At 63.9% G+C, this 20759-nt stretch carries 18 protein-coding genes, 2 tRNA genes and 1 pseudogene; 9 read left to right on the plus strand and 12 right to left on the minus strand.

From position 1 onward, the window contains the following. Positions 1-102 precede the first annotated feature (102 nt). Complete coding sequence (locus tag FJ039_10450; GenBank protein MBM4406580.1) at positions 103-2247, minus strand: 4Fe-4S dicluster domain-containing protein; 2145 nt, start codon at positions 2245-2247, stop codon at positions 103-105. Positions 2248-2418: 171 nt separating this feature from the next. On the opposite strand from FJ039_10450, the gene FJ039_10455 reads away from it, so the two are divergent. The 3 genes from FJ039_10455 (at position 2419) to FJ039_10465 (ending at position 3603) form a co-directional block, all read left to right on the plus strand. After that, positions 2419-3156, plus strand: coding sequence for a glycosyltransferase family 2 protein (locus FJ039_10455; protein ID MBM4406581.1), 738 nt, complete (start codon positions 2419-2421; stop codon positions 3154-3156). A 224-nt stretch (positions 3157-3380) separates the two neighbouring features. Continuing rightward, positions 3381-3456, plus strand: a tRNA-Phe gene (locus tag FJ039_10460). Between the two features lie 60 nt (positions 3457-3516). Continuing rightward, positions 3517-3603 (plus strand) — tRNA-Leu (locus tag FJ039_10465). A gap of 100 nt (positions 3604-3703) precedes the next feature. Here FJ039_10465 and FJ039_10470 read toward each other — a convergent pair. Continuing rightward, positions 3704-4015, minus strand: coding sequence for a hypothetical protein (locus FJ039_10470; GenBank protein ID MBM4406582.1), 312 nt, complete (start codon positions 4013-4015; stop codon positions 3704-3706). A 97-nt stretch (positions 4016-4112) separates the two neighbouring features. On the opposite strand from FJ039_10470, the gene FJ039_10475 reads away from it, so the two are divergent. Continuing rightward, positions 4113-5257, plus strand: a protein-coding gene (locus FJ039_10475) for an IS3 family transposase (GenBank protein MBM4406583.1) whose coding sequence is annotated in 2 segments (ribosomal slippage) — positions 4113-4374 and positions 4374-5257 — 1146 coding nt in all. Because the reading frame shifts where the segments join, the coding sequence is not laid out codon by codon here. Between the two features lie 28 nt (positions 5258-5285). Here FJ039_10475 and FJ039_10480 read toward each other — a convergent pair. Next, positions 5286-6236, minus strand: coding sequence for a sodium-dependent transporter (locus FJ039_10480; GenBank protein MBM4406584.1), 951 nt, complete (start codon positions 6234-6236; stop codon positions 5286-5288). Between the two features lie 464 nt (positions 6237-6700). Here FJ039_10480 and FJ039_10485 point away from each other — a divergent pair, with 464 nt between their 5' ends. Further along, positions 6701-8416 (plus strand): hypothetical protein, encoded by a 1716-nt coding sequence (locus tag FJ039_10485; protein MBM4406585.1) that lies wholly within the window; start codon positions 6701-6703, stop codon positions 8414-8416. A 10-nt stretch (positions 8417-8426) separates the two neighbouring features. Beyond that, complete coding sequence (locus FJ039_10490; protein ID MBM4406586.1) at positions 8427-9335, plus strand: TIGR03619 family F420-dependent LLM class oxidoreductase; 909 nt, start codon at positions 8427-8429, stop codon at positions 9333-9335. A 6-nt stretch (positions 9336-9341) separates the two neighbouring features. Here FJ039_10490 and FJ039_10495 read toward each other — a convergent pair whose 3' ends face one another. The 8 genes and pseudogenes from FJ039_10495 to FJ039_10530 all read right to left on the minus strand — a co-directional run bounded on the left by FJ039_10495 (position 9342) and on the right by FJ039_10530 (position 16076). Then, positions 9342-9779: a hypothetical protein gene (locus FJ039_10495; protein MBM4406587.1), complete on the minus strand. Its 438-nt coding sequence runs from the start codon at positions 9777-9779 to the stop codon at positions 9342-9344. Continuing rightward, complete coding sequence (locus tag FJ039_10500; protein ID MBM4406588.1) at positions 9743-10552, minus strand: hypothetical protein; 810 nt, start codon at positions 10550-10552, stop codon at positions 9743-9745. The genes FJ039_10495 and FJ039_10500 overlap by 37 nt, the downstream gene beginning before the upstream one ends. A 165-nt stretch (positions 10553-10717) precedes the next feature. Further along, entirely contained in the window at positions 10718-11053 is a 336-nt protein-coding gene (locus FJ039_10505; GenBank protein ID MBM4406589.1) for a hypothetical protein, read from the minus strand. A gap of 64 nt (positions 11054-11117) precedes the next feature. Next, entirely contained in the window at positions 11118-12659 is a 1542-nt protein-coding gene (locus FJ039_10510; GenBank protein MBM4406590.1) for a hypothetical protein, read from the minus strand. A gap of 128 nt (positions 12660-12787) precedes the next feature. Next, positions 12788-13642 (minus strand): tetratricopeptide repeat protein, encoded by an 855-nt coding sequence (locus FJ039_10515; GenBank protein ID MBM4406591.1) that lies wholly within the window; start codon positions 13640-13642, stop codon positions 12788-12790. Next, positions 13624-13935, minus strand: coding sequence for a hypothetical protein (locus FJ039_10520; protein ID MBM4406592.1), 312 nt, complete (start codon positions 13933-13935; stop codon positions 13624-13626). The genes FJ039_10515 and FJ039_10520 overlap by 19 nt, the downstream gene beginning before the upstream one ends. Before the next feature lie 63 nt (positions 13936-13998). Further along, entirely contained in the window at positions 13999-15387 is a 1389-nt protein-coding gene (locus FJ039_10525; GenBank protein MBM4406593.1) for an MFS transporter, read from the minus strand. A gap of 551 nt (positions 15388-15938) precedes the next feature. Further along, positions 15939-16076: pseudogene (locus FJ039_10530) on the minus strand (phytochelatin synthase). Here FJ039_10530 and FJ039_10535 point away from each other — a divergent pair. Further along, on the plus strand, positions 16075-18096 hold the full coding sequence (locus FJ039_10535) for a hypothetical protein (protein ID MBM4406594.1): 2022 nt from the start codon (positions 16075-16077) through the stop codon (positions 18094-18096). The pseudogene FJ039_10530 and the gene FJ039_10535 sit on opposite strands and share 2 nt — an antisense overlap. A gap of 79 nt (positions 18097-18175) precedes the next feature. Further along, a complete protein-coding gene (locus FJ039_10540; protein MBM4406595.1) occupies positions 18176-18964 on the plus strand; it encodes an enoyl-CoA hydratase/isomerase family protein in 789 nt (262 codons plus the stop codon). A 105-nt stretch (positions 18965-19069) separates the two neighbouring features. On the opposite strand, the gene FJ039_10545 is transcribed toward FJ039_10540, so the two are convergent. Then, positions 19070-19996 (minus strand): LLM class F420-dependent oxidoreductase, encoded by a 927-nt coding sequence (locus FJ039_10545; GenBank protein MBM4406596.1) that lies wholly within the window; start codon positions 19994-19996, stop codon positions 19070-19072. 88 nt (positions 19997-20084) lie between these two features. On the opposite strand from FJ039_10545, the gene FJ039_10550 reads away from it, so the two are divergent. Continuing rightward, positions 20085-20576, plus strand: a complete 492-nt coding sequence (locus FJ039_10550; protein MBM4406597.1) for a hypothetical protein — start codon at positions 20085-20087, stop codon at positions 20574-20576. Positions 20577-20759: the final 183 nt, after the last annotated feature.

A 20759-nucleotide genomic window follows, 5' to 3' on the forward strand; every position in this document is an offset into this window, starting at 1 on the left:
TCCCACCGCGACACCTCGAAACGAATCAACAAACGAAAAGGAGAAAAACACAAACCACCCACAACTGGAACAAGGGACACGACAAGGACCGGGAGAGGTCCCCTACTCCCCCATGCTCTCCGCCACCAGCTCGATCACATCCATCGCCTTCACCTCGTCCTTCTTGCCCTTGGACTCGATCCCTTCCTTGAACATCTGCAGGCAGAACGGACAGGAGACGCCGATGATGCCGCTCTTATTCGCCAGCGCCTGCTCCGTGCGCAGGTGGTTGATATGGTGGCCGGAGCTGTCCTCCACCCACATATGCCCGCCGCCCGCGCCGCAGCAGAAGCCCCGCTCCCGGTTGCGCAGCGGCACTTCCTCCAGCTTCACCCCGGGGATCGCCTGGATCAGCTGCCGCGGCTCGTCGTACACGTTGTTGTAGCGCCCCAGGTAGCACGAATCGTGGTACGTCAGCGAGGCGTTGATCGGCTTCGCCAGCTTCAGCTTCCCTTCGCTGATTAGCCGGTTCACGAACGTCGCGTAATGTTCCACCTCGAACGTCCCGCCGAAGTCCGGGTACTCGTTCCGCAGCGTGTTGAAGCAGTGCGGGCACGTCGTCACGATCTTCTTCACCTGGTACTTGGTCATCGTCTCGATGTTTTGCCGCGCCAGCATGTCGTACAGGTACTCGTGCCCCAGGCGCCGCGCGGGATCGCCGTTGCAGGACTCCTCCACCCCCAGGATGGCGTACTTCACTCCGGCGCGCTCCATCACCCGGGCCATCGCCCTCGCCGTCGCCTGGCTCCGCTGCTCCAGCGCGGGCGTGCAGCCCACCCAGAACAGCACCTCGATCTTGGAGGCGTCGCCCGCCTCCGCGATCGTCTTCACCGGCAGGCCCTTCGCCCAGTCCGTCCGCGTCGCCTGGGTGCCCCGCCAGGGGTGCCCGCGCGTCTCGATGCTCTGGAGCGTCTGCTGCACCTGGGGCGGCATCTTCGCCTCTGTCATCACCAGGTACCGCCGCATGTCCACGATGCTGTCAATGTGCTCCACCATCACCGGGCACTCCTGCTCGCAGGCGGAGCAGGTCACGCAGTTCCACACCCACTCCTCCGTGAAGTGCTCGTTGAAGATCGGATGCTTCTCCGCCACCTTCTGCATTGCCTCGGCCTTCGCCTTCGCGTCGCTCGTCTTGGATGCCTGGACCTTCACCAGGGCCGGCGCCTGCTCCAGCAGGTTCTCCTTCATGTGCTCGATGAGGTTCATGGGAGAAAGGGGCTTGCCGCTGATGTTGGCGGGACAGTTGAAGGTGCAGCGTCCGCAGACGGCGCAGGCGTAGCCGTCCAGCAGCTCCTTCCAGCTGAACTCGTACGGCTTCGTCGCGCCCCAGCTCTCCGCCTCGGTGAGATTGGCGATGGGGATGAGCCTGCCGCGCGGCGTGAGCGACCGGAAAAAGGTGTTCAGCGGCGAGGCCATGATGTGCATATGCTTCGAAAAGGCGATGTAAACGCCGAAGCCCAGCACCAAGAGTAGATGCAGCCAGTAGAAGAAGCCGTGCAGCGTGTTCGCGGCATCGAAGGAGATGCCCGCCGAGGCCAGCGCCTGGCCGATGTTCCCCGCCACAGGCGTAGAAGCGGAGATCGCCGGCGTCCGCGCCCCTTCCAGGTGCTCGATCACGATACCCTGCTCATGCCCGCGAAGGTCCGCCGCCACGCTCGATATCTCCGTCAGCTGGTGCAGCAGCATCAGCGAGCCGATGGCCAACAGGATGATCGCCGCCTCCCGAGACTTTAACGTGGAAAGGCGTTTGGGCGTCCTGCCCCACCGGCGGTAGGCCGCCCAGATCAGCGAAGCCAGCACCGCCACGGACAGGATGTCCAGCCACCAGAAAAAGACCTTCAGCCCGGCAGGGCCCAGCACATAGCCGGAGATCTTGGGATTGATGGAATCAAGGAAGATGAAGAGCGCATAGCTGAAGACCATCGAGATGAAGCCGTAGAAGATGATCGCGTGGCCGATCCCCGCCAGGTCGCGCCACTTCCACGAAAGGCTCATCAAGACGCGCCGCTGGCCGAAGACAACCAGGACGACCCCCCACAGGCGCTTCAGCGGCTGATCGAACCGCTTCTCATTCTTATGCCCCAGCAGGATGGGCTTGATGAAACGAACGTAGAGCGCATAGTTGGCCGCATTCCCACCGATGAAGGCGGCGATGTAGACCGCAACCCACAGGGGGATGACACCGAAGAGATCGCCAGGTACTACCATATGCCACCCTCAAGCGACCGCCCAGGGTCGCTCAGCTGAATATCGTGATGCGGAACGGCGCATATTCTGACCTGAGAATCTTAGCACAATCGCGGCTTTTGTATCGAGGGCACACCCTACGGGACAACCCGCCGAAGCAGGCCCCGGGCAGACGCTATAATGACCGGCGGCATGTCAACCCTCGATATCGTCATCCCCTGCCTGAACGAAGAGAAACAGCTTCCCCTCTCCCTAGACAAGCTGCTTGCCTTTTGCCAAGAGCGCATGGGCGGCTACCAGTGGCGCATCGTCGTCGCCGATAACGGCTCCACGGATAAGACCTTCGCCATCGCCCAGGAGTACGGCCCCAAAACAGGGGGCCGCGTCCACGCCATCCGCCTGGACCAGCGCGGGCGCGGGCGCGCCCTCCGCAGGGCCTGGCTGGAGAGCAAGGCGGACGCCGTCTGCTACATGGACGTTGACCTCTCCACCGGGCTGGAGGCCCTCCCGCCCCTGATAGAGGCCGTCACCACAGGCGGGTACGACATCGCCATCGGGTCGCGCCTTGCCAAGGGCTCAAAGGTGGAGAAGCGCCCCCTCAAGCGGGAAATCACCTCCCGGGGCTATAACATCCTCATCAAGCTCACCTTCTTCACCCGCTTCTCAGACGCCCAGTGCGGCTTCAAGGCCCTCAACCGCGCCGCCGCCGATGCCATCCTTCCCGTGACGAAGGACACCGGGTGGTTCCTTGACTCGGAGATCCTCATCATCGGGGAGAAGCGCGGCTTCAAGATCAAGGACATCCCCGTTCACTGGGTGGACGACCCGGATACCCGGGTGAAGGTCGTCCAGACGGCGTGGCGGGACATCAAGGGCCTCATGCGACTGCGCTTCGGCGGCATCCCCAAGGTCAAGAAGCCCTCTCGTTAGCCTCGCGCCTCGCTTAAGTAATGTTGAAGCGGCGGCCCGGGGGAAGACCAGACCGCCGCTTCGCGGGGGGAGGCGGACAAGAAGAAGAGAGCGCCGATGGGGCGTACATTAGGTAAAACGCAGGCTGTCGAAAAAGGTTATTTCTCCCCCATTCCATAAGAGGAAACGGCTCCTGCCTTTCCTTGACACCCCGGTAAGCGCGCCCGTACCATATCTCTTCGTGGGCCGAGGTAGCTCAGTCGGTAGAGCACGCGACTGAAAATCGCGGTGTCGCCAGTTCGATTCTGGCCCTCGGCACCATCTTCACAATCACCCCAGCCTTTAATGCAGGCTTTCTCCTCAGCATCGGCGAGCAGATAAGCCGAAGTGGCGGAATGGCAGACGCGACGGTCTCAAAAACCGTTGGGCCAAAAGCCCGTGTCGGTTCGACCCCGACCTTCGGCACCAGCCTCGTATCGCCCTAATCGAAGAGCCGGTAGACCAGCAGCAGCGCGATCATCGGCGGCACCAGCCACCGGCAGAGCAGGATCGCGCCCCTGTAGAGAAGTCAGGGCCGCTCTTCACTCTTGAGAAGTGCGCCGCCGCCCACCCAACCGATGACCCCCACGGTTATCAGGACGCCCAGCGGGAGCAGCCAATCCCCAAAGAGCGTGTCCATCCAATCCAAGACCGGCCGGTCAAAGACCCGCCACTCCAGCGGCGTGTGACTCAAGGCGGGCGCAAGCCCGATCACCACAACCAGCAAGCTGACGCAAAGAAGCGCCCGCGCCCTGGAAATCTTGAAGAAGTCGCTCGCGCCCACACGCGCCGTCTCCAATAAGGAGACAGCCGAGGTGAGCGCCGCCGCCGAAAGGGCCACATAGAAGAGAGGTGGCTCCGGAAAACTGGACAGTGGGGATAAGTGGAATCGCTGCCTGAAGATGGCATGATAGCGCCATCGAAAAAAGGAGCGAGCGATGAGCAGACGTCCCCGCAGGAATCATTCGGCAGAGTTCAAGGCGAGGGTGGCGCTGGCGGCGGTCCGCGGCGAGAAGACCCTGGCGGAGCTGGCAACCCAGTTCGACGTGCACCCGAACCAGATCACCCAGTGGAAGGCGCAGGTGCTGGAGCGGGCGGCAGAGGTCTTCGGCCCAGGGCCGGGGCCAACGGAGAAGCCCGTGGACCTGAAGGCGCTGCACGCCAAGATCGGTGAGCTGGCGCTGGAGAACGATTTTTTAGGAGCTGCGCTCAGCAAGGCCGGCCTGCTGGACGTGCGGCGATGATCGACCGCACCCACGCCCTGCCCGTCGTCCGCCAGGCGAGATCCCTCGGCATCAGCCGCGCCAGCGTCTACTACCGGCCCCGGGCGGTGAGCGATGCTGATCTCGGCCTCATGCGCCGCATGGACGCGCTGCACCTGGAACACCCATTTGCGGGCAGCAGGATGCTGCGCGACATGCTGCGACGGGAGGGCCTGTGCCCTGGGCGGCGACATGTTGCCTCACTGATGCGCCGCATGGGCATCGAGGCGCTCTATCGGAGGCCCGCTTCCAGCCGGCGGCACCCCAACCATCCTGTCCATCCCTACCTGCTCAGAGGACTGGCCGTGACCCGGCCGAACCAGGTCTGGGCGATGGACATCACCTATGTGCCGATGGCCAGGGGGTACGTCTTCCTGGCGGCGGTGGTGGACTGGTACAGTCGCAGGGTGCTGGCGTGGAAGCTATCGATCACGATGGATGTGAGCTTCTGTCGCGAGGCGGTCGACGAGGCCATCGCGCGCCATGGCACGCCGGAGATCTGCAATACGGACCAGGGAAGCCAGTTCACCAGCGAGGCATTCATCAGCCTTCTCCAGGAGAACGGCATCGCCGTGAGCATGGACGGGCGGGGAAGCTGGAAGGACAACGTGTTCGTCGAGCGGCTGTGGAAGAGCGTCAAATATGAGGAGGTGTACCTGAGGGCGTATGATTCGGTGTCCGAGGCGCGGGTTGGGCTAGGCCGGTACTTCGTGTTCTACAATAGCCGGCGGCCCCATTCGAGTCTCGGCGGGATGACCCCAGACGAGTTCTATGCGAAGTCGCTGCCTGCGCCCGAGGCAGCCCAAAACACCGCAGCATGATTCCACTTATCACAACGGGCCCGGCTGTTCAGACAAACGGAGCCACCTCTAAGGTCACGGCGACGAGATAGCCGACGAGGGGCGAAAACTGCTCGAATGCCCTGGGCAGCGCCTCAAAGGCCAAGCCCGGCCCCGCCGCAGGCGAGCCGCCGAAGGTGAAAATCATCGGGAAGATGGCAAAGCCCGCGATGAGCGCGATGCCTGAATCGGCCAGGCCGACGGTGGCGGCAAGGCCGGGCGTCCCGACATCCCTCCTTCCATACGCGCCATACGTGATGAGCACGCCCATCCCCACGCCTACCGAGAAGAAGCACTGCCCCAATGCGCGTATCCACACTTCGGCCTCGCCCAACGCCTCGGCGCGGGGCGAGATGTAGAACTCCATCGCCTCACGCCGGCCGGAAAGGGTGAAGGCGTAGACCGCCAGCCCGATGATCACCGCAAAGAGCAGGGGAACGAGCACCATGTTGAAGCGCTCGATCCCTTTGCTGACGCCCCCCGCGACGACAGCGATGGTGACGGCGGCCGCGATGGCGAAGTAGACGAGCGTTGTGTAGCCGTCCGTGAAATCGCCGAAGGAGGGATGCCGGTCTGCCAGTGCCTGGATGAAATAGCCGATGGCCCACCCGGTCACTACAAGGTAGTAGGCGAGCAGGAAGATGACGCCCGCCGTGATCAAGAGCCCGAGGAATCCGGCCCGCTCCCTTGTCCAAGCGAAGGTCCCCACCACCCCGGCGCCTCCGGCGCGCCCGGCGCTGAGCTCCAGGACCATCACCGGCATGCCGATGACGATCAGCGCGAGGAGGTAGGGCACCAGGAAGGCGCCGCCGCCATTCTCTCCGGCGATGTACGGGAATCGCCAGATGTTGCCAAGGCCGATAGCGGAGCCCGCAGTGGCAAGAACAAAGCCCCAGCGCGAGGAGAATCCCTCCTGTGCGCTCTTCCTTGGCGGGGCGGGGACGGTTTCTTGGGTGGACACGGCACAGGCTCCCGGCGAGTAGAAGGCGACATGCACCCCTCCCACTGTAGCGGGAATGGCCGCAAATCTGAAGCCGTGCAGGACGTCGCCGCAGAGACTCTGGAGTTCCTCCCCCTCGGACGGCTCCGCGCGCCTCCCGCCATACCTAGGGAGCGCCCCTTTTGCGGCGTGACGGGAATTGTCCGGTTGGCTATAATGACGAGGGTTAGCCACTACGCATCGCGCTGAACGGCTGACGCTGCACGTGCATCCGTTCCAGGACGCTACACGTAGTACCTGTGGCCGGAGGCACGTACCTGCAAAGGTTGGCTGACCCCCCAGCGGCGTTGAATCTCAGGTCTCCCCCTGGATTCAAGCAGTCGCACGTGCCTCCGGCCACCATTCTCCCTTTTGACCGCCACAGACCCTCCGCCTATAATCGCGCCTAGCGTCCAATGCCCTCCCTGCCCTGAAACGAGGTCCTGATGCAGGCCTTCCCCTTGCGACTGCGCTGGCTGCTCCTTCCCGCGCTCCTTATCGCCCTCTTTGCCGGCGCCGCGACGGTCTTCGCCCAGAGCAAGCCCGTCACCCTAAGCATCACCTCGCCCAAAGAGGGGCAATCGGTCAAAGCGGTGGAAGTCACGGTCAAGTACAGCGCCAAGAACCAGCCCAAGGGGGCGGTCTATGCCGTGACCGTTGACGGCGTCCCGGTGACGCGGACGACGAAGACGCAAGTGAAGCTGACGACTCTGGAAAATGGGGAGCATACGGTGGCCATCGAGGTTCTGGCGGTGGACCACACGCCCCTCTCGCCGCCGGTGACCGCTTCGCGCACCTTCCGCATGGAGCAGCCCGCTAAGCCGGGCAAGCCCAGCAAGGACGCCATCGCGGTGCCGACGGCGACACCGACCCCGACGCCCACGCCGACTCCAACGCCCACGCCGACCCCGACGCCGACTCCCACTCCGACACCACGCCCAACGCCTACCCCAACGCCCCTGCCGACGCCGACCCCGACGGCAACCCCAACGCCCACGCCGACGCCGCGCCCGACGCCAGTGCCCCTCCAGTACACCTATAAGAACAGCCGCATCGGCGTCTCCATCGCCTACCCGGAGAACTGGACCATCTTCGCCAATGCGCAGGTGGCGCGCTTCACCCATCCGCTGGGCACCAACGTCCAGATCTCGTACGAGCGCGCCCCCAAGATCACGCCCGATGAATATGCCGCCCTCTTCACGGACCAGCTGCGAAGAGGCCTGCGCGATTACCAGGAGGTCCAGCGGATCCGCACCGTGGCTCCCCAGGGGATATCCATCGAAGCGCGAGCGACGACGAACGGCGTTCCCATCAGATTGCTTCTGGTGATCACCACGAACGGCGACTTTGCGGTGGTGGCCCAGAGCAACGTGCGGGAGAGCCTGGCCTCCCTGCACGGGCCCATCGTGCAGAGCATGCTCTCTTCTTTCCAGACCTTCCCGCCCATCGCGCCGCTGCCGCCGGCCGCGGACGATCACGGAGACACCCAGGCAAAGGCCACCGCCCTCACCCTCGGCGCCGCCATGAACGGCGTCACGAACAGCGATAGCGATGTGGACTATTTCAGCTTCCAAGCGACCCAAGGGACGCGCTACAAGGCTGAGGTGAGGCTTATCACCCTGGAGGACTCCAACCTCCGGCTGGAGGGGCCCAGCGACTGCGGCATCACGCAGAATGACGACATCGGCCAAACCCTCGCCTCCCGCATCGTCTGGACGGCCCAGACCAGCGGGCCCCTCTTTCTGGCCATGCGGCGCTCCAGCGGCGGCGAGAACGGCACCTACACGATCACCGTTTCAACGACGAACGACCCGGTGACCGACGATTACGGGAACGAGCCCTGCTCCGCCGCGGCGGTGACCTCGGGCCAGCCGGTGCAGGGCGCGCTGAACGCCGCCGATGACAGCGACATCTTCACCCTCTCCATCCGGCAGGGCGCCACCTACATCATCGCAGTCAGCCTCGGCACCCTGGCGGACTCCTACCTGGTGCTCGTGGACAGCGACGGCCGCACCATCATCACGGCGAACGACGACTTCGGCAACACCAAGGCTTCGCGCATCCAGTACGCGGCCACCAAGACCGGGACCATCTACGTGGTGGTCACGAACCCGGACGATGCCAGCACCGGGACCTACACGCTGAGCGTCACGAGCAACTAGCGGGCGCGCGATGCGACTCGGCTTCGGCCTCAGCCCGTTCCAGCGCTACCCGGACCTGGCGGCGCTCCAGCAGACGCTGCGCCTGGCCGAGGAGATGGGCCTGGACGCCGCAAGCATCGGCGACCACGCGGTGATGCCCTATTCCCACGCCAAGACGGTGAGCCCGTTCTGGCACGATCCCATCGTCACGGGGACGGTCATCGCCACCGGCACCAAGCGGCTGGGCATCCTCTACAACGTCTTTGTCCTGCCGTACCACCACCCGGTGATCCTGGCCAAGTCCCTGGCGACGCTGGACGTCTTCTCCGGCGGGCGGGTCACCGTGGGCGTGGGCGTGGGCTGGATCAAGGAAGAGTTCGAGGCCCTGGGCGTGCCGTTCAACGAGCGCGGGGCGCTGACGGACGAATACATCAAGGTGATGCGCACCCTGTGGAACGAAGAGAAGCCCGCCTTCCAGGGGCAGTACATCTCCTTCGACAACATCGCATTTCAGCCGAGGCCGCTGCAAAGGCCCCTGCCCATCATCATCGGCGGCGGGACGCAGAAGACCCTGGAGCGCGCCGCGGCCCTAGGCGATGGCTGGCACCCGCTGGGACGCACCTGGAGCACGCTGACCAAGGACGTGGCGGAGCTGAAGCGCCTGCTGGCGGCGCGCGGGCGCAGCATGGAAGGCTTCCGTATGGGCTATACGCTCTACTACTCCGGCGCGGCGGGACAGACCCAGCGCCACACCTCGCTCGCCGGGGGAGAAGAGGCTTCCTCCCTCAGCACGGACATTGGCGAGGCGCGGGAGCAGGTGGCGCGGCTGAAGGAGCTGGGCGTCTCCTACATCACCCTGCGCTTCCGGGGCCTGACGCACACGGAGCTGTGCGAGGCCATGGCGCGGTTCGCGAAAGACGCGCTGCCCAAGCTCCGGTAAGCGGCCCTACGCCAAGCGGTAGAGCCGCCGCGTGTTCTCTCCTAGAACCTTCGCCTTGGCCGCTTGTGAGAGGTCATCCCGCTTGTAGATGATGCGGGCGGAATCGGGAAAGAGGCAGTCCCAGTGGGGATAGTCAGAGGCGTAGACGACCTGGTCTTCCCCCACGAGCTTCAACACCATAGGCAGGGTCTTCTCCTCAGGCTCGCAGGCGAAGAAGCATCTCCCCGAGCGCATGTAGTCGCTGGGCTTGGCCTTCATATAGGGGCCAAGGTGGCTGAGCTTCCCATAATCCTCATCCATGCGCTCCATGAGGAAGGGCGCCCAGCCGGCGCCCGATTCCAGGAAGGCGACACGGAGCTTCTTGAAGCGCTCCAGCACGCCGCCCATGACGATGCCCGCAAGGGCGATCATCTGCTCGATGGGGTGCGAGATGGGATGGATGATGAGGAAGTTATCGAACCGCTCCGTGCCGGCATGGCGGACGCCGTGGACGCCGGGCCGACGTGGATGCCCAGGGGAACATCCAGGCCTTCCAGGGCTTCAAAGAAGGGATGGAAATCCGGGTCGCTGATGGGCTTGCCGTGGACGTTGGAGGGCACGCTGACGCCGATCATCCCGAGCTGTTGGACGGCGTGGCGCGCTTCGGCGATGGCCATGGGGACGTTCTGCAACGGCACGGCGGCAATGCCTTTGAGGCACTTGGGGTTGTGACTGCAATAGCGGGCGAGCCACTCGTTGTAGATGCGCGCCAGGGCGGCGGCGAGCTCGGCGTTCTCCAGGCCTGAGACGCCGACGCCGATGACGGCGCCGTAATTGACAAAGATATCGCACTCTTCGATGTCCATGTCCTTGATGCGCTCGATGGGGTCCACGCCGCCCTGGCGCATGCGGCCCCCTGCGCCCGGCGGGAGCGGGCCGGAGCCGCGCCCCTTGCCGCCCGGCTGGGGCCAGAGCTTGCCCTCCATGAAGAGCCGCCCGCCGCCCGTATCAATGTTGACGTTCCTGGGGGCAAGGTGCTTCAAGCGGGCGGTGGGCACGATGGCCGCGTGGGAGATGAGGCGGTCGGGCAGGCGCAGCTCGTTCTTGAAGTCGAGCGCGTAGTAGCGCTCATCGCGGTCGAACGCCTCGTGCGCGTCGGCGTGGTCGGCCTCCAGCGAACGCTTCAGATCAACCACATCCTCCACTGACATCTTTTCCATTTCCTGCGTGACGCCCATTGCGCCTCCTGAGCATTTCGTATAACGCCGGGAGAGTCCCAGCCTGGTCTGTGCCTTCGAGCAAACAAAATGGGAAGGCGCCGCCCCAGCGTGTGAGGCTTGCGCCTTCCCGGCTCTCTGTCCTGGCGAAGGCTGTGCTATGCGATTGTGACCGAACCGCCGAGGCTACTTCTCTTCGCGCGACTCCTTGTTCTGCACGACGGCCTGCTTGTCCATCTCCGCCATCATCGCCTTGGCCTCCGGGTACATCCGGTCGATCTCGGCGATATCGCGCACGTGCTGGTCGAAGGTCTTGCTATAGGCCTTCACCTCGTCCTGGGCCTCGCGGCGGCGTGCCAGGCGCAGATTCATCTGCGCCAGCACCGCCGAGTTGCGGAGCACCTGGCGCTGGCGCGCCGCGATGGCCGCCTCGATCTCGCGCGGCAGCGAAAGGTCCGTCCCTTCCACGTCCAACTTATCCATCTTGCCGATCTCCTCCACCACCTGACTGCTGCTCGACATGCAACTCCTTTGTCGCAGGCATCCCGCCCGCGAAGATGCTGATAGTGATACCACGATCCTTGCGCTACGCCTGATCGAAGAGGCCCAGTTCCACGAGGGCGCTCACCACATCGGACAAGGCGGCCCAGTTGTTGTGGCCCGCCTTGGTGCGCTGGGTCACCGGCGTTGCGTTATAGAAGCCGAGCTTCTGTGTGGTCGCGGTGCCGATCTTGGTGCCGGTGGTGGAGTCCACGATGATGTTTTTGCCATCGGCAAACTGCAGATGCCCGGAGGATGTGAAGGAGATAGCAGTGCCTGCGCCGCCGGGGTTCAGGATGAAGCTGTTGGCGTATTGGAGGGTCAGGTTAGCGCCGTGGGCGAAGTAGTGGTCGAAGGCGCCGTTGGTGATGAAATGCAGTTCGGTGCCAACGTGGACTTTGCGGAGACGGAGCGTGTTGGCGCCAATATCATAGGCGTTGTCTGCGCCCGGGAGGATGTGGCCGGTGGAGCCTTGGAAGGCCCACCGCGTCACGCGCGTCTGTAGTGTATTGCCCGACCCAAGAGGGTTGGCGCCGCTGATGGTTACGTCACCCGTTGCCGCAGTCCCTGTTGCCAGCCCGGGGTTGAGGACAAGAGCCGAGCCACTAACATCAGTCCCATTGCTGTCCTGGGCGTAGAGCGTCAGGCTGCCGCCTTGAGAAGGAGCGCTGGTGGTTCGAGCAGCGCCGATAAAGAAGGGGCCCTGATTTCCAGACGGGCCTCCGTTGAAATCGATTCCGTTCATTGAGTAACGGCTAACATTCACTCCACTCGTGGGGAAGTCATCGCCTATGTACAAGGAGGAGACAGTGTGGATCTGTCCACCCGCTGAAATCAGGCGCAGCTTGCGAGCTGACCCAGTACCAGCACTCTCGTTGCCAACCTCCAACACGTTACTGTTCCAGCGCAAGAAGCCGCGCTCGTAGTTGTTCGAGTCGGTGTATGTGTTGTAAACCCTAAATGCTTGGGGATTCCCGCCATTTCGTTGGGCGAGTGTGCCTGCAGCATCCCGGAGCACCACAAGGTCTATGGCGCTCGCTCCCATCGCACCACTGTAAAAGCGCAAAGCACCCCCAATAATTGAGGAGGCATTGCTGGTGTAGAAAGCACCTTGAGAGCTATCCCAGAGTACTTGCTCATATAGCCCCATTGAACCATTGTGAATGCCGAAGCCATTAGTGTCATAGAAGAAATTGTTGTTGCCCGTGCCTCCGATCGGCCGGCCTAGCTGAATGACCTTACCTGCCGAAGCAGCGGCACCAGCTGCAGACAATATCGGCTGGTCGTCAGACGAGAATCCTATGCCCACCCAAGAGTCGCGGTCTGCGTCTACCACTGCGACTAGCGACTCTATACGCCCATTCCAGAACCCAAGATCAACATCCTTGACGCCAATGCCGAAACCTACCACAGGGACATTCACCGACCCACCGGTTGGCAGGTCAACCTTCAGAGCATTAGCGTCCGCGTCCTTGGTATCCCAGCCGACTTTTGCCTGTCCAAAGCCAAGAAACTCGCCATCAAGCAAATCTGGTACCCGAGCCCCACCACTCTTCCGCGCAACCGCTCCGCCCATCGCCAACGCCATCCGCCACCTCCTCCATGCTTCACCGTCTACCTATATAATAACTACCACTGTCTAGTGGGCAAGAGACGCTATGAGTTGAGATAAGAGATTGGGGTAAGAGATAAAGAGAAGAAGAAATCACCCTCCCCCTACCCTCTCCGCATCCGCTCCACCAAGTTCGCCACGGCGGGCGCGTCCTGGTTGTCCGGCGCATCGCGCAGGTAGGCGGAGAGGTCATCCAGGGCGGCGGCGTGATCGCCGAGGCGGTAGCGAAGGAGACCGCGGTCGCGGCGCTCTTCCGCCAGGGACGGCTGCAGCGCCAGCAGGTAGTCTATGGTGCGGATCATGCGCATCGCGTCGTCCAGCCGTAGGTAGGCCTGCTTGATGTTGCGCAGCATGCGCACGAGGGTATCCCTGTTGCCTATGGGGCGCAGGTAATTGGGGTCCCAGACAAGATCGGTGCGGCCCATCGTCTCACGCAAGCGCGCGGCGCATTCGTCTTCGGAGAGGAGCACGCCGCCGTTGAAGGGGTCAATGCAAAGGCGCGTCTCCTCGCAGTGACGCACCAGATAATGCCCCGGCATGCCGACGCCCTCAAAGCCCAGCCCCAGCCGCTTGCCGACCTCTATGTATAGTAGCGAAAGCGTGAGGGGCAAGCCGAGCCGACGGGCAAGGACGTCGTTCAGGTAGCTGTTCTGCGGCTCGTAATAGGCGTCGCGGTTGCCGCGAAAGCCCACTTCATCGAAGAGGTAGCGGCTCAGGGAGTTGGCGTCCGCCAGGGCGTCGCGCTCTCCGGTTAAGCGCCGCTTCGCCGCCGATGCCAGGCCATCAAGATGCCCAAGCTCGCGCTGGATATCGAGGTCAGTGTATTCGCCGGCGGCGACGAGCAAGGCCGAAGCGGCCAGGTCAATCTTCTCATCGGGCAGCCGCCCAAGTCCGCTGAAGGCTTCGACCAGGTTCTCCTGCGTCCGCCAATTCACGGCGCCTACTTCACCGGGGGGCACATCTCAAAGAACTCGATCCAGGACTCTTCGCGCAGCTCGGCAAGCTGCCGCGCTATCGGCCCCACCTCCGGGGGAGCCACGTTGCCCTCCCGGTACGGCGACTCGAGCTTCTCCGCGATCCAGTCCATGTATATATGGTTCGCAAGCCCCGGGACCGTCTGCCCGCTCCAGTAGACCCGCGTCGGGCCGCGCTGGCCCGCCTTCTCATAGATCCGACATATCTTCACCATAAGCTCAGCGGCCTCCCGGTGCTTGCCGGGCCTCACTCTATAGGTGCGTCGAACGAGGTACATAAGGCGCTCCTGACGGGTGATTGCGAGGGCAGTATACCATCCCGCCCAGAGGCGACGGTGACCTTACTGTCGCTTTTGTCGCACCTTGAGCGACTCCGGGATCCAGCCGATGAGGATAAGGGTCGCGGCCAGGGAAATGCCCATGCTGAGGAAGATGATCTCCATGCCGCGCACCTTGTCATCGAAGTTGCTGAGGACGACGATGGTGACCGTAATACCCACCACGCCGCCCATGGACCTGAACATGCCGCGCAGGCCTGTCACGGCCGCAAGGCGCGTCGGCTCCAGGTCCAGGGCCGCATTGTTCGTGGCCGGGTTCGTGATGCCTCCGCCGACGCCCGTGAGCGTGACCAGCACCGTCAGGACGGCGATGGGCGCCGCTTCGATCTTCCCCAAGGACATGAGCGCCACGCTGAGGACGATGACGATGACGCCGATGCGTATGGGCGCCCGGTAGCCGGTGCGGCTGAGGTGGAAACTCGCGATGGCGGAGAAGATAGCCGCAGCCACGAAGCGCGGCGTCAGGATCGCGCCGCTCTGGGTGCCCGAAAGCCCATAGGCGTCCTTCATATACAGGGGGATGAAGGTGAATGTGCCGAAGAGAACGGCTGAATGGATAAACGTGTAGACATTGACCGCAACGAACGACTTCTTCCAAAGCAACCTCGGGTCAACCATCGGATCCGCCGTCCGGTACTCCTGGCGCATCAACAAGGCGAAGAAGACTGCGGCGATGATGAAAAACGCCCAAACGGACGGGCTGTCAATCCGGTCGGGGTGGTTCGCCCAGGAGGTCATGCCGTACATGAAAGAGATGACGGCCGCCGCGAGGAGCGCCGCGCCCGCCACATCAACCTTGTGCTTGCCGGGAAGTCCAGGCTTATTGGGGATCACCAGCACCCCCAGAGTAAACAAGGCGGCGCAAAATGGGATGCTGAAGGCGAAGATCCACCGCCAGGAGGCAAGGTCCACCAGGACGCCGCCGATGTTCGGGCCGATCATGCCGCCGATGGGCAGGACGCTGGAGAAGAGGCCGATCATCGTCCCCCGGCGCGCGCCGCCGAAGGCATCGCCCACGATACCCGTGGCCGAGGGAAGAAAGACACCGCCCGCCAAGCCCTGGAGCGTCCTCGCGCTGATCAGCACATAGACGCTGGGGGCCGTTGTGGCGACAACGGAGCACGTGATGTAGAAAAGGACCGCGATCAGAAAGAGGCGCTTGCGTCCGAAGGTATCGCTCAGCTTGCCCGCGATGGGCATGATCACGGTCTGGCTCAGCTGATAGCCGGTGATGGTCCACCCCGCCCAGCCGAGAGTCGTATCCAGGTCTTCCGTCAACGCCGGCATGCCGATGACGATCATCGCTGTGTCAACGGAGACGACGAAGAGCCCGATGGCCACGACGGCGAAGATGGCGTAGGACCGCCGGGGCGCGTTTTCTGTTTGGTGCACCACTAACCTCGCCGCAATTCTACGCCTTGCGACGGATACGCGCTGCTCAGCCAGGGTTGTTCGCACAGCCGCTTGTACAATAACCTGCGCGCCTTGCGTCTTTCCCCGGGCTTGCTATACTGCCCCCGGGTCGGGGTGATGCCGTGTGGAACAAGCGCCTTTTGTGGTGGAGGATGCTCCCGTGCGCCTTGATCGTCCTGGGCGCACTTATTCTCTCCGCCTGCGATCTGCAGGAGGCCTCCACGCCGAGGGCGAACCAGACCCAAGACCCGTCGCAATCTCCTCAGCCCATTCCGGATGACCTCGCGGCGACGGTCCAGTCCCTCGTGCGATCCTCCCTGCCCACACCGGCGCCGACCCCGGACCTGCCAGCCACTCTTGCGGCGGGCGTGCAGGCGACCATCCGCGCTCTTCCGCCATCCGCAACACCCTCGCCTGCTCCATCACCCACGCTCCGCCCCACCGAGGCGCCCAGGCCAACCCCGACGCCCCTTCCAACGCCGACAAGCGACGATCGCCGCCGCAGTACGCGCGACGGTCACGGCGAACTCACCAACTCGAGAGCCGACGCCTACCCCCGAGCCGACTGCAACACGCACGCCCACACCCCTACCCACAGAGACGCCGACGCCGCGACCCTCGGCTACGCCGACCATCACGCCGACGCCTGCTCCCTCCCTGCAGGCGATGGTCGCGCAAGTGCGGTCGGGCGTCGTCCTCGTCGAGACGAGTCTTTCCTCCGGCTCCGGCGTCATCATCGAAGTGGACAGTAGTAGCGGCGCCGGGCTTGCGCTCACGAACTTCCACGTCGTTGAAGGGGCGGGGCTCATCGAAGTAACGGTGAACGATGCGACCTGCTACGAAGCGCGACTGCTCGGCTATGACGCCGTCCGAGACCTTGCCATCGTGCGCATCTGTTGCAGCGCGCGCTTCCAGGCCCTTGCCTTTGCGCCGCAAAACGGCATCAACCAGGGCATGGATGTCGTCGCGATGGGCTATCCCCTGGACGTGCGCGGCTCCGCCTCCGTCACGCGAGGCATCATCTCCCGCTTTCTCGCGCCGGATGGCGATGACACATGGCTCATCCAGACGGACGCGGCCATCAACTCAGGGAACAGCGGTGGGCCGCTCCTCTCCATGAACGGCGAGATCGTCGGCATCAACACGGCCGTCATCCGCTTCTCCAGGAGCGGTGTGCCCGTCCAAGGCATCGGCCTTGCCGTCATGGAGCGCACAATCACGCCTCGGCTCGCCGCGCTCAAGGCCGGCGCGGTCCTCTCGACCCCCGTGCCGCGCACACCGACCGCGACGCCGCAGCCGACCGCGACAGCGACGCCCACGGTCACGCCCACCCCAAGCCCACCGACGCTCTCGGTGACACTTGCATCAGGGCTTCACACAGGCGCCTTCGTCATCACGGGGCGGAACTTCACGCCCTTCGGCAGCATCCGCCAGGGCGATTTCCGGATGCCGGGAGGGCCGTATCCCGCCGTTGTCCCGATAGACGAGACAGGCAGCTTCTCTGTAAGCGTCAGCTTCCCGAGCATCAACACGCGTACCAGAAATGCCATCACCGTTATAGACGCCGCCGGGCGCACGGCTACGGCATCCATCGAGATCATCGTGCCGCCGCGTCTAACGCTCGTTCCGAGCGCCGGACCGCCGGGAAGCTCCTTCCGCATCGAAGGCGTCAACTTCACGCCCTTCGGCGCCATCAACACGGGAGCGCTCACTGCCAACGATGCGCCGCTCAACACAAGCCCACTTTCTCTTGAGAACACCGGCTCTTTCATATTCAACGTCGCGCTGCGGCAAGAGACCCCGCTCGGGCCCATTTTGATCCGATCGAGGGATACCGCCGGGATCACCGCCTCGGTAACGTATACCGTCACCCTCGCGCCGACATCGACACCAACCGCAGCGCCCACAGTGACGCCTGCACCGACACCGACGGCAACACCGACGCCGCTGCCGACGCCCACACCCTCACCAACACTCACACCTACATCGGCGCCGACAGCAACACCGACGCCGCTGTCGACGCCGACACCCTCGCCTATCCCAACTCCCACACCGACGCCTCTACCGACGGCGACACCGACACGCACGCCGACGGCGGGGCCAACTGCAACGCCGCAACCACCGGCATCTCTCTACACCGGAAACGGGTTCGACGTGAACATCGGGAATGGCCCAGCGACCGTCTATATGACAGGCTATAACTTCACGCCTGGCGGAAACATACCTTCAGGCAACCTGCGTTGCGAAGGCGCTCCGGTCAACACTGCGCCGATTTCTATCGACCAGAGCGGAACGTTCGCTCTCGGGTTCCAAGTACCCCTTCCGGGAGTGGTGAATACCCTTCGGTATTACTGCACAGCCACCGATTCGGCAGGCAGGACCGCCACAGCTGCCGTCCCCTACGTTCTCTCAGTCCCGATGAGCGTTCGTCTCACGAGCTTTCCCTTCAACCAAGGTATCACCAACATGGTTACCGGAACCAAGTTCCTCCCGGGCAGCACCGTGACGTCAATCACGTTGACCTGCCCAGGAGGCAGATCCCAGGTGCTTGGGTCGTCAGTCCTCGTCAATCAAAGTGGAGGATTCGAGTTTCCGGTAACTACGACCTTCGCGACCGTAAGCGGGGATAGCTGTCTGCTCACAGTCTTTGCCTTCGGAGCTTCCTGGAGCTACGATTACAGGCCGTAGGAGAACCTCCTCCTCCGTGGTTGACTTCCACGCTCGTCTTCCTCTACATTCCTCCTGCATCCCACGCCTGGAGCCGCCCATGCCTGACCCCGCAGTCCTGCTGGAACGGAGAGGCGCCGTCGCCCTCGTGACCCTTAACCGCCCGGAGACGCTGAACGCCCTCAGCTCCGCGCTGGTGGCCGAGTTCATCGCCATCGTTCGCTCGCTGGAGGGCGATCCCTCGGTGAAGGCCGTGGTCCTCACCGGCGCGGGTAAAGGCTTCTGCTCCGGCATGGACATCGGCGATATGGGCAACGCCGACCGCCCGAAAAGCCACCTCGTCTGGCCGCGCCCGCGGTACGATCTCCAGCCCGCCACGCTCCTGCGCGGCCTCAATATGCCCGTCATCGGCGCCATCAACGGCGTCGCGGCGGGCGCCGGCATGAGCATCGCCCTCTCCACGGACATCCGCATCATGTCCGATCAATCGCGCATGGTGCCGCTCTTCATCAAGCGCGGCCTGATGCCGGATATGGGCGGCAACTATCTCCTGCAAAAGATCGTCGGCACGCAGAAGGCGCTAGAGATCCTCTGGACAGGCGATGCGCTCCCGCCGGATGAGTGCCTGCGGCTCGGCCTGGTCAGCCGTGTGGTCCCGCAGGCGGAACTGATTGCCGCCGCCGTGGCGATCGGGGAGAAGTTCGCGAACAAGCCCTCCGTTGCCGTCGCCCTTATCAAGCGCCACGTCTACCGCGCTGAGTCCGTCTCTCTGGAGACTGATCTCGAGTTCGGCAGCTTCGGCCAGGAGCGCCTGATGACCACCAAGGACTTCAAGGAAGGCTACCGCGCCTACCTGGAGAAGCGCGACCCGAAGTTCAAGGGCGAGTGAGCCCCTGCGCGGCGCCCACCCGGCCTCGAAGTGCGCGGACACCACGCGCAGCTGCTGCCGGCGGCCCGAAGATATGGGAATCGCTGGAGATGATGGTGTCCGTGGTTATGCCGCCTTTCCCGTGAACCGTCCCATGACTTCCTGGGCGAAGCGCTCCATGTTCTCCATGTGCTCCCCCAGCTCAAAGCCCTGGAAATTGGCGATGCAGTAGGTGGCGCCAGCCTCCATGCAGGCTTGGATATCGCCCGCCACCTGCTCCGCGGAGCCCCAGAAGGGCTGGCGATCGGGGCTGAGGATCGGCTGCGGCGTCAGGTGGACCCTATCGGCGCGCATCACGATATCGAAGCCGGGCTTGCGGCCGCCCGCTTCGGCCCAGAGCCCTTCGAAGGTCTGCATGGCGCGCTTCAGGCCCTCCACCTCGATAGTGAAGGGGATCCAGCCGTTGCCGTGGCGCACCGCGCGCTTCATGGAAGGCAGCGTCTCCCCGCCGATCCAGATGGGCGGGTGCGGCTTCTGCACCGGCTTGGGCCAAAAGACGATGTCGCGGAAGGCGGCGTACTTCCCCTGGAAGCGCGGGCTCTCCTGCGTCCACAGGAGCTTCATCACCTCCAGGTACTCGTCCGTGATGGCCCCGCGCTCACGGAAGGGGATGCCCAGGGCGGCAAACTCGCCCTCCAGGTAACCCGCGCCGGCGCCGACGATGACGCGCCCGCCGCTCATGAAGTCCAGCGTGGCGATGGACTTGGCCGTCTGGAAGGGCGAGCGGTAGGGGACGACGACGATGTCCGTGATGACGCGCAGCTTGGTCATGCCCGCGGCGAAGGCTAAGAGACTGAAGGGGTCGAACCAAACCTCCGTCGCCACATGCTGGTGGTACTTGGGCATCACCAGGTGGTCTCCTGCGGCGATGGCGTCAAAACCCAGGGCCTCCGCCTTGCTGAGCATCTCGATAAAGGTCTCCTGCCTGCGGTAGGCTGTGTAGCGCGTGACGCGACGGTACGGGAAGGAGAAGGCGAACTTCATGGGGGGCATTATAGCGAGGGCGAAGGCGGGACTAGGCGAGAGGGAACTTCCGAAGTGTCACAGACGTCTCTTCTATAGACGAGCAAAGGAGACGCCGATGCGCCGGTTCAGCCTGCTTGCGATAGCCCTTCTAGCGACGCTCACCCTCGCCGCCTGCTCCACGGGCGATGAGAAGCCCCCCACAACAACGCCACGGCCCACAGCCTCGCCGGTTCCCGGCAGCGGCTACACGCAAGTGGCGGTGAACGCGCCCTTCACCTTGAAGGTGGGCGGCTACGCCGAGCTTGCCGGGGCGCAGGTCCTCATCGCCTTCAATGAAGTGGTCAACGATTCGCGCTGCCCGGTGGACGTGACCTGCATACGTGCGGGAGAGGCCACGGTGGTCCTCAGCATCTCCTCCAGCAACCCGGCGATAAAGGCGCCCGTGGTCCTTCTGAAGTTAGTGGTGGGCGGCGAGCATCCCGCCGCGGCCGCAGGCTCGGCCTATGGCTATAGCTTTACTGCGCTGGAGCTCAAGCCCGCGCCGCGCTCCACGCAGCCCATCGCCCAGGGCGACTACGTGGCGACGCTGGCGGCCAAGGCGAACTGACGCCAGGCAAAAAAGAACCCTCTCCTCTCCCGAGGGGGACGAGAGAAGAGAGGGTATCCCTAGTGGGACCGTTGTGAGGGGTGAACCGCCCCGGGTTTGATGGAGGGCTCGTTTATTGAGTCCCGGCTCTTGCCGGGGCCAGTATAGCACCGTTGGTGGCCTCATACTCCGCTGGTGGCAGGT

It is taken from the genome of Chloroflexota bacterium (assembly GCA_016875535.1).
Taxonomy (GTDB): Bacteria; Chloroflexota; Dehalococcoidia; order SHYB01; family SHYB01; genus VGPF01.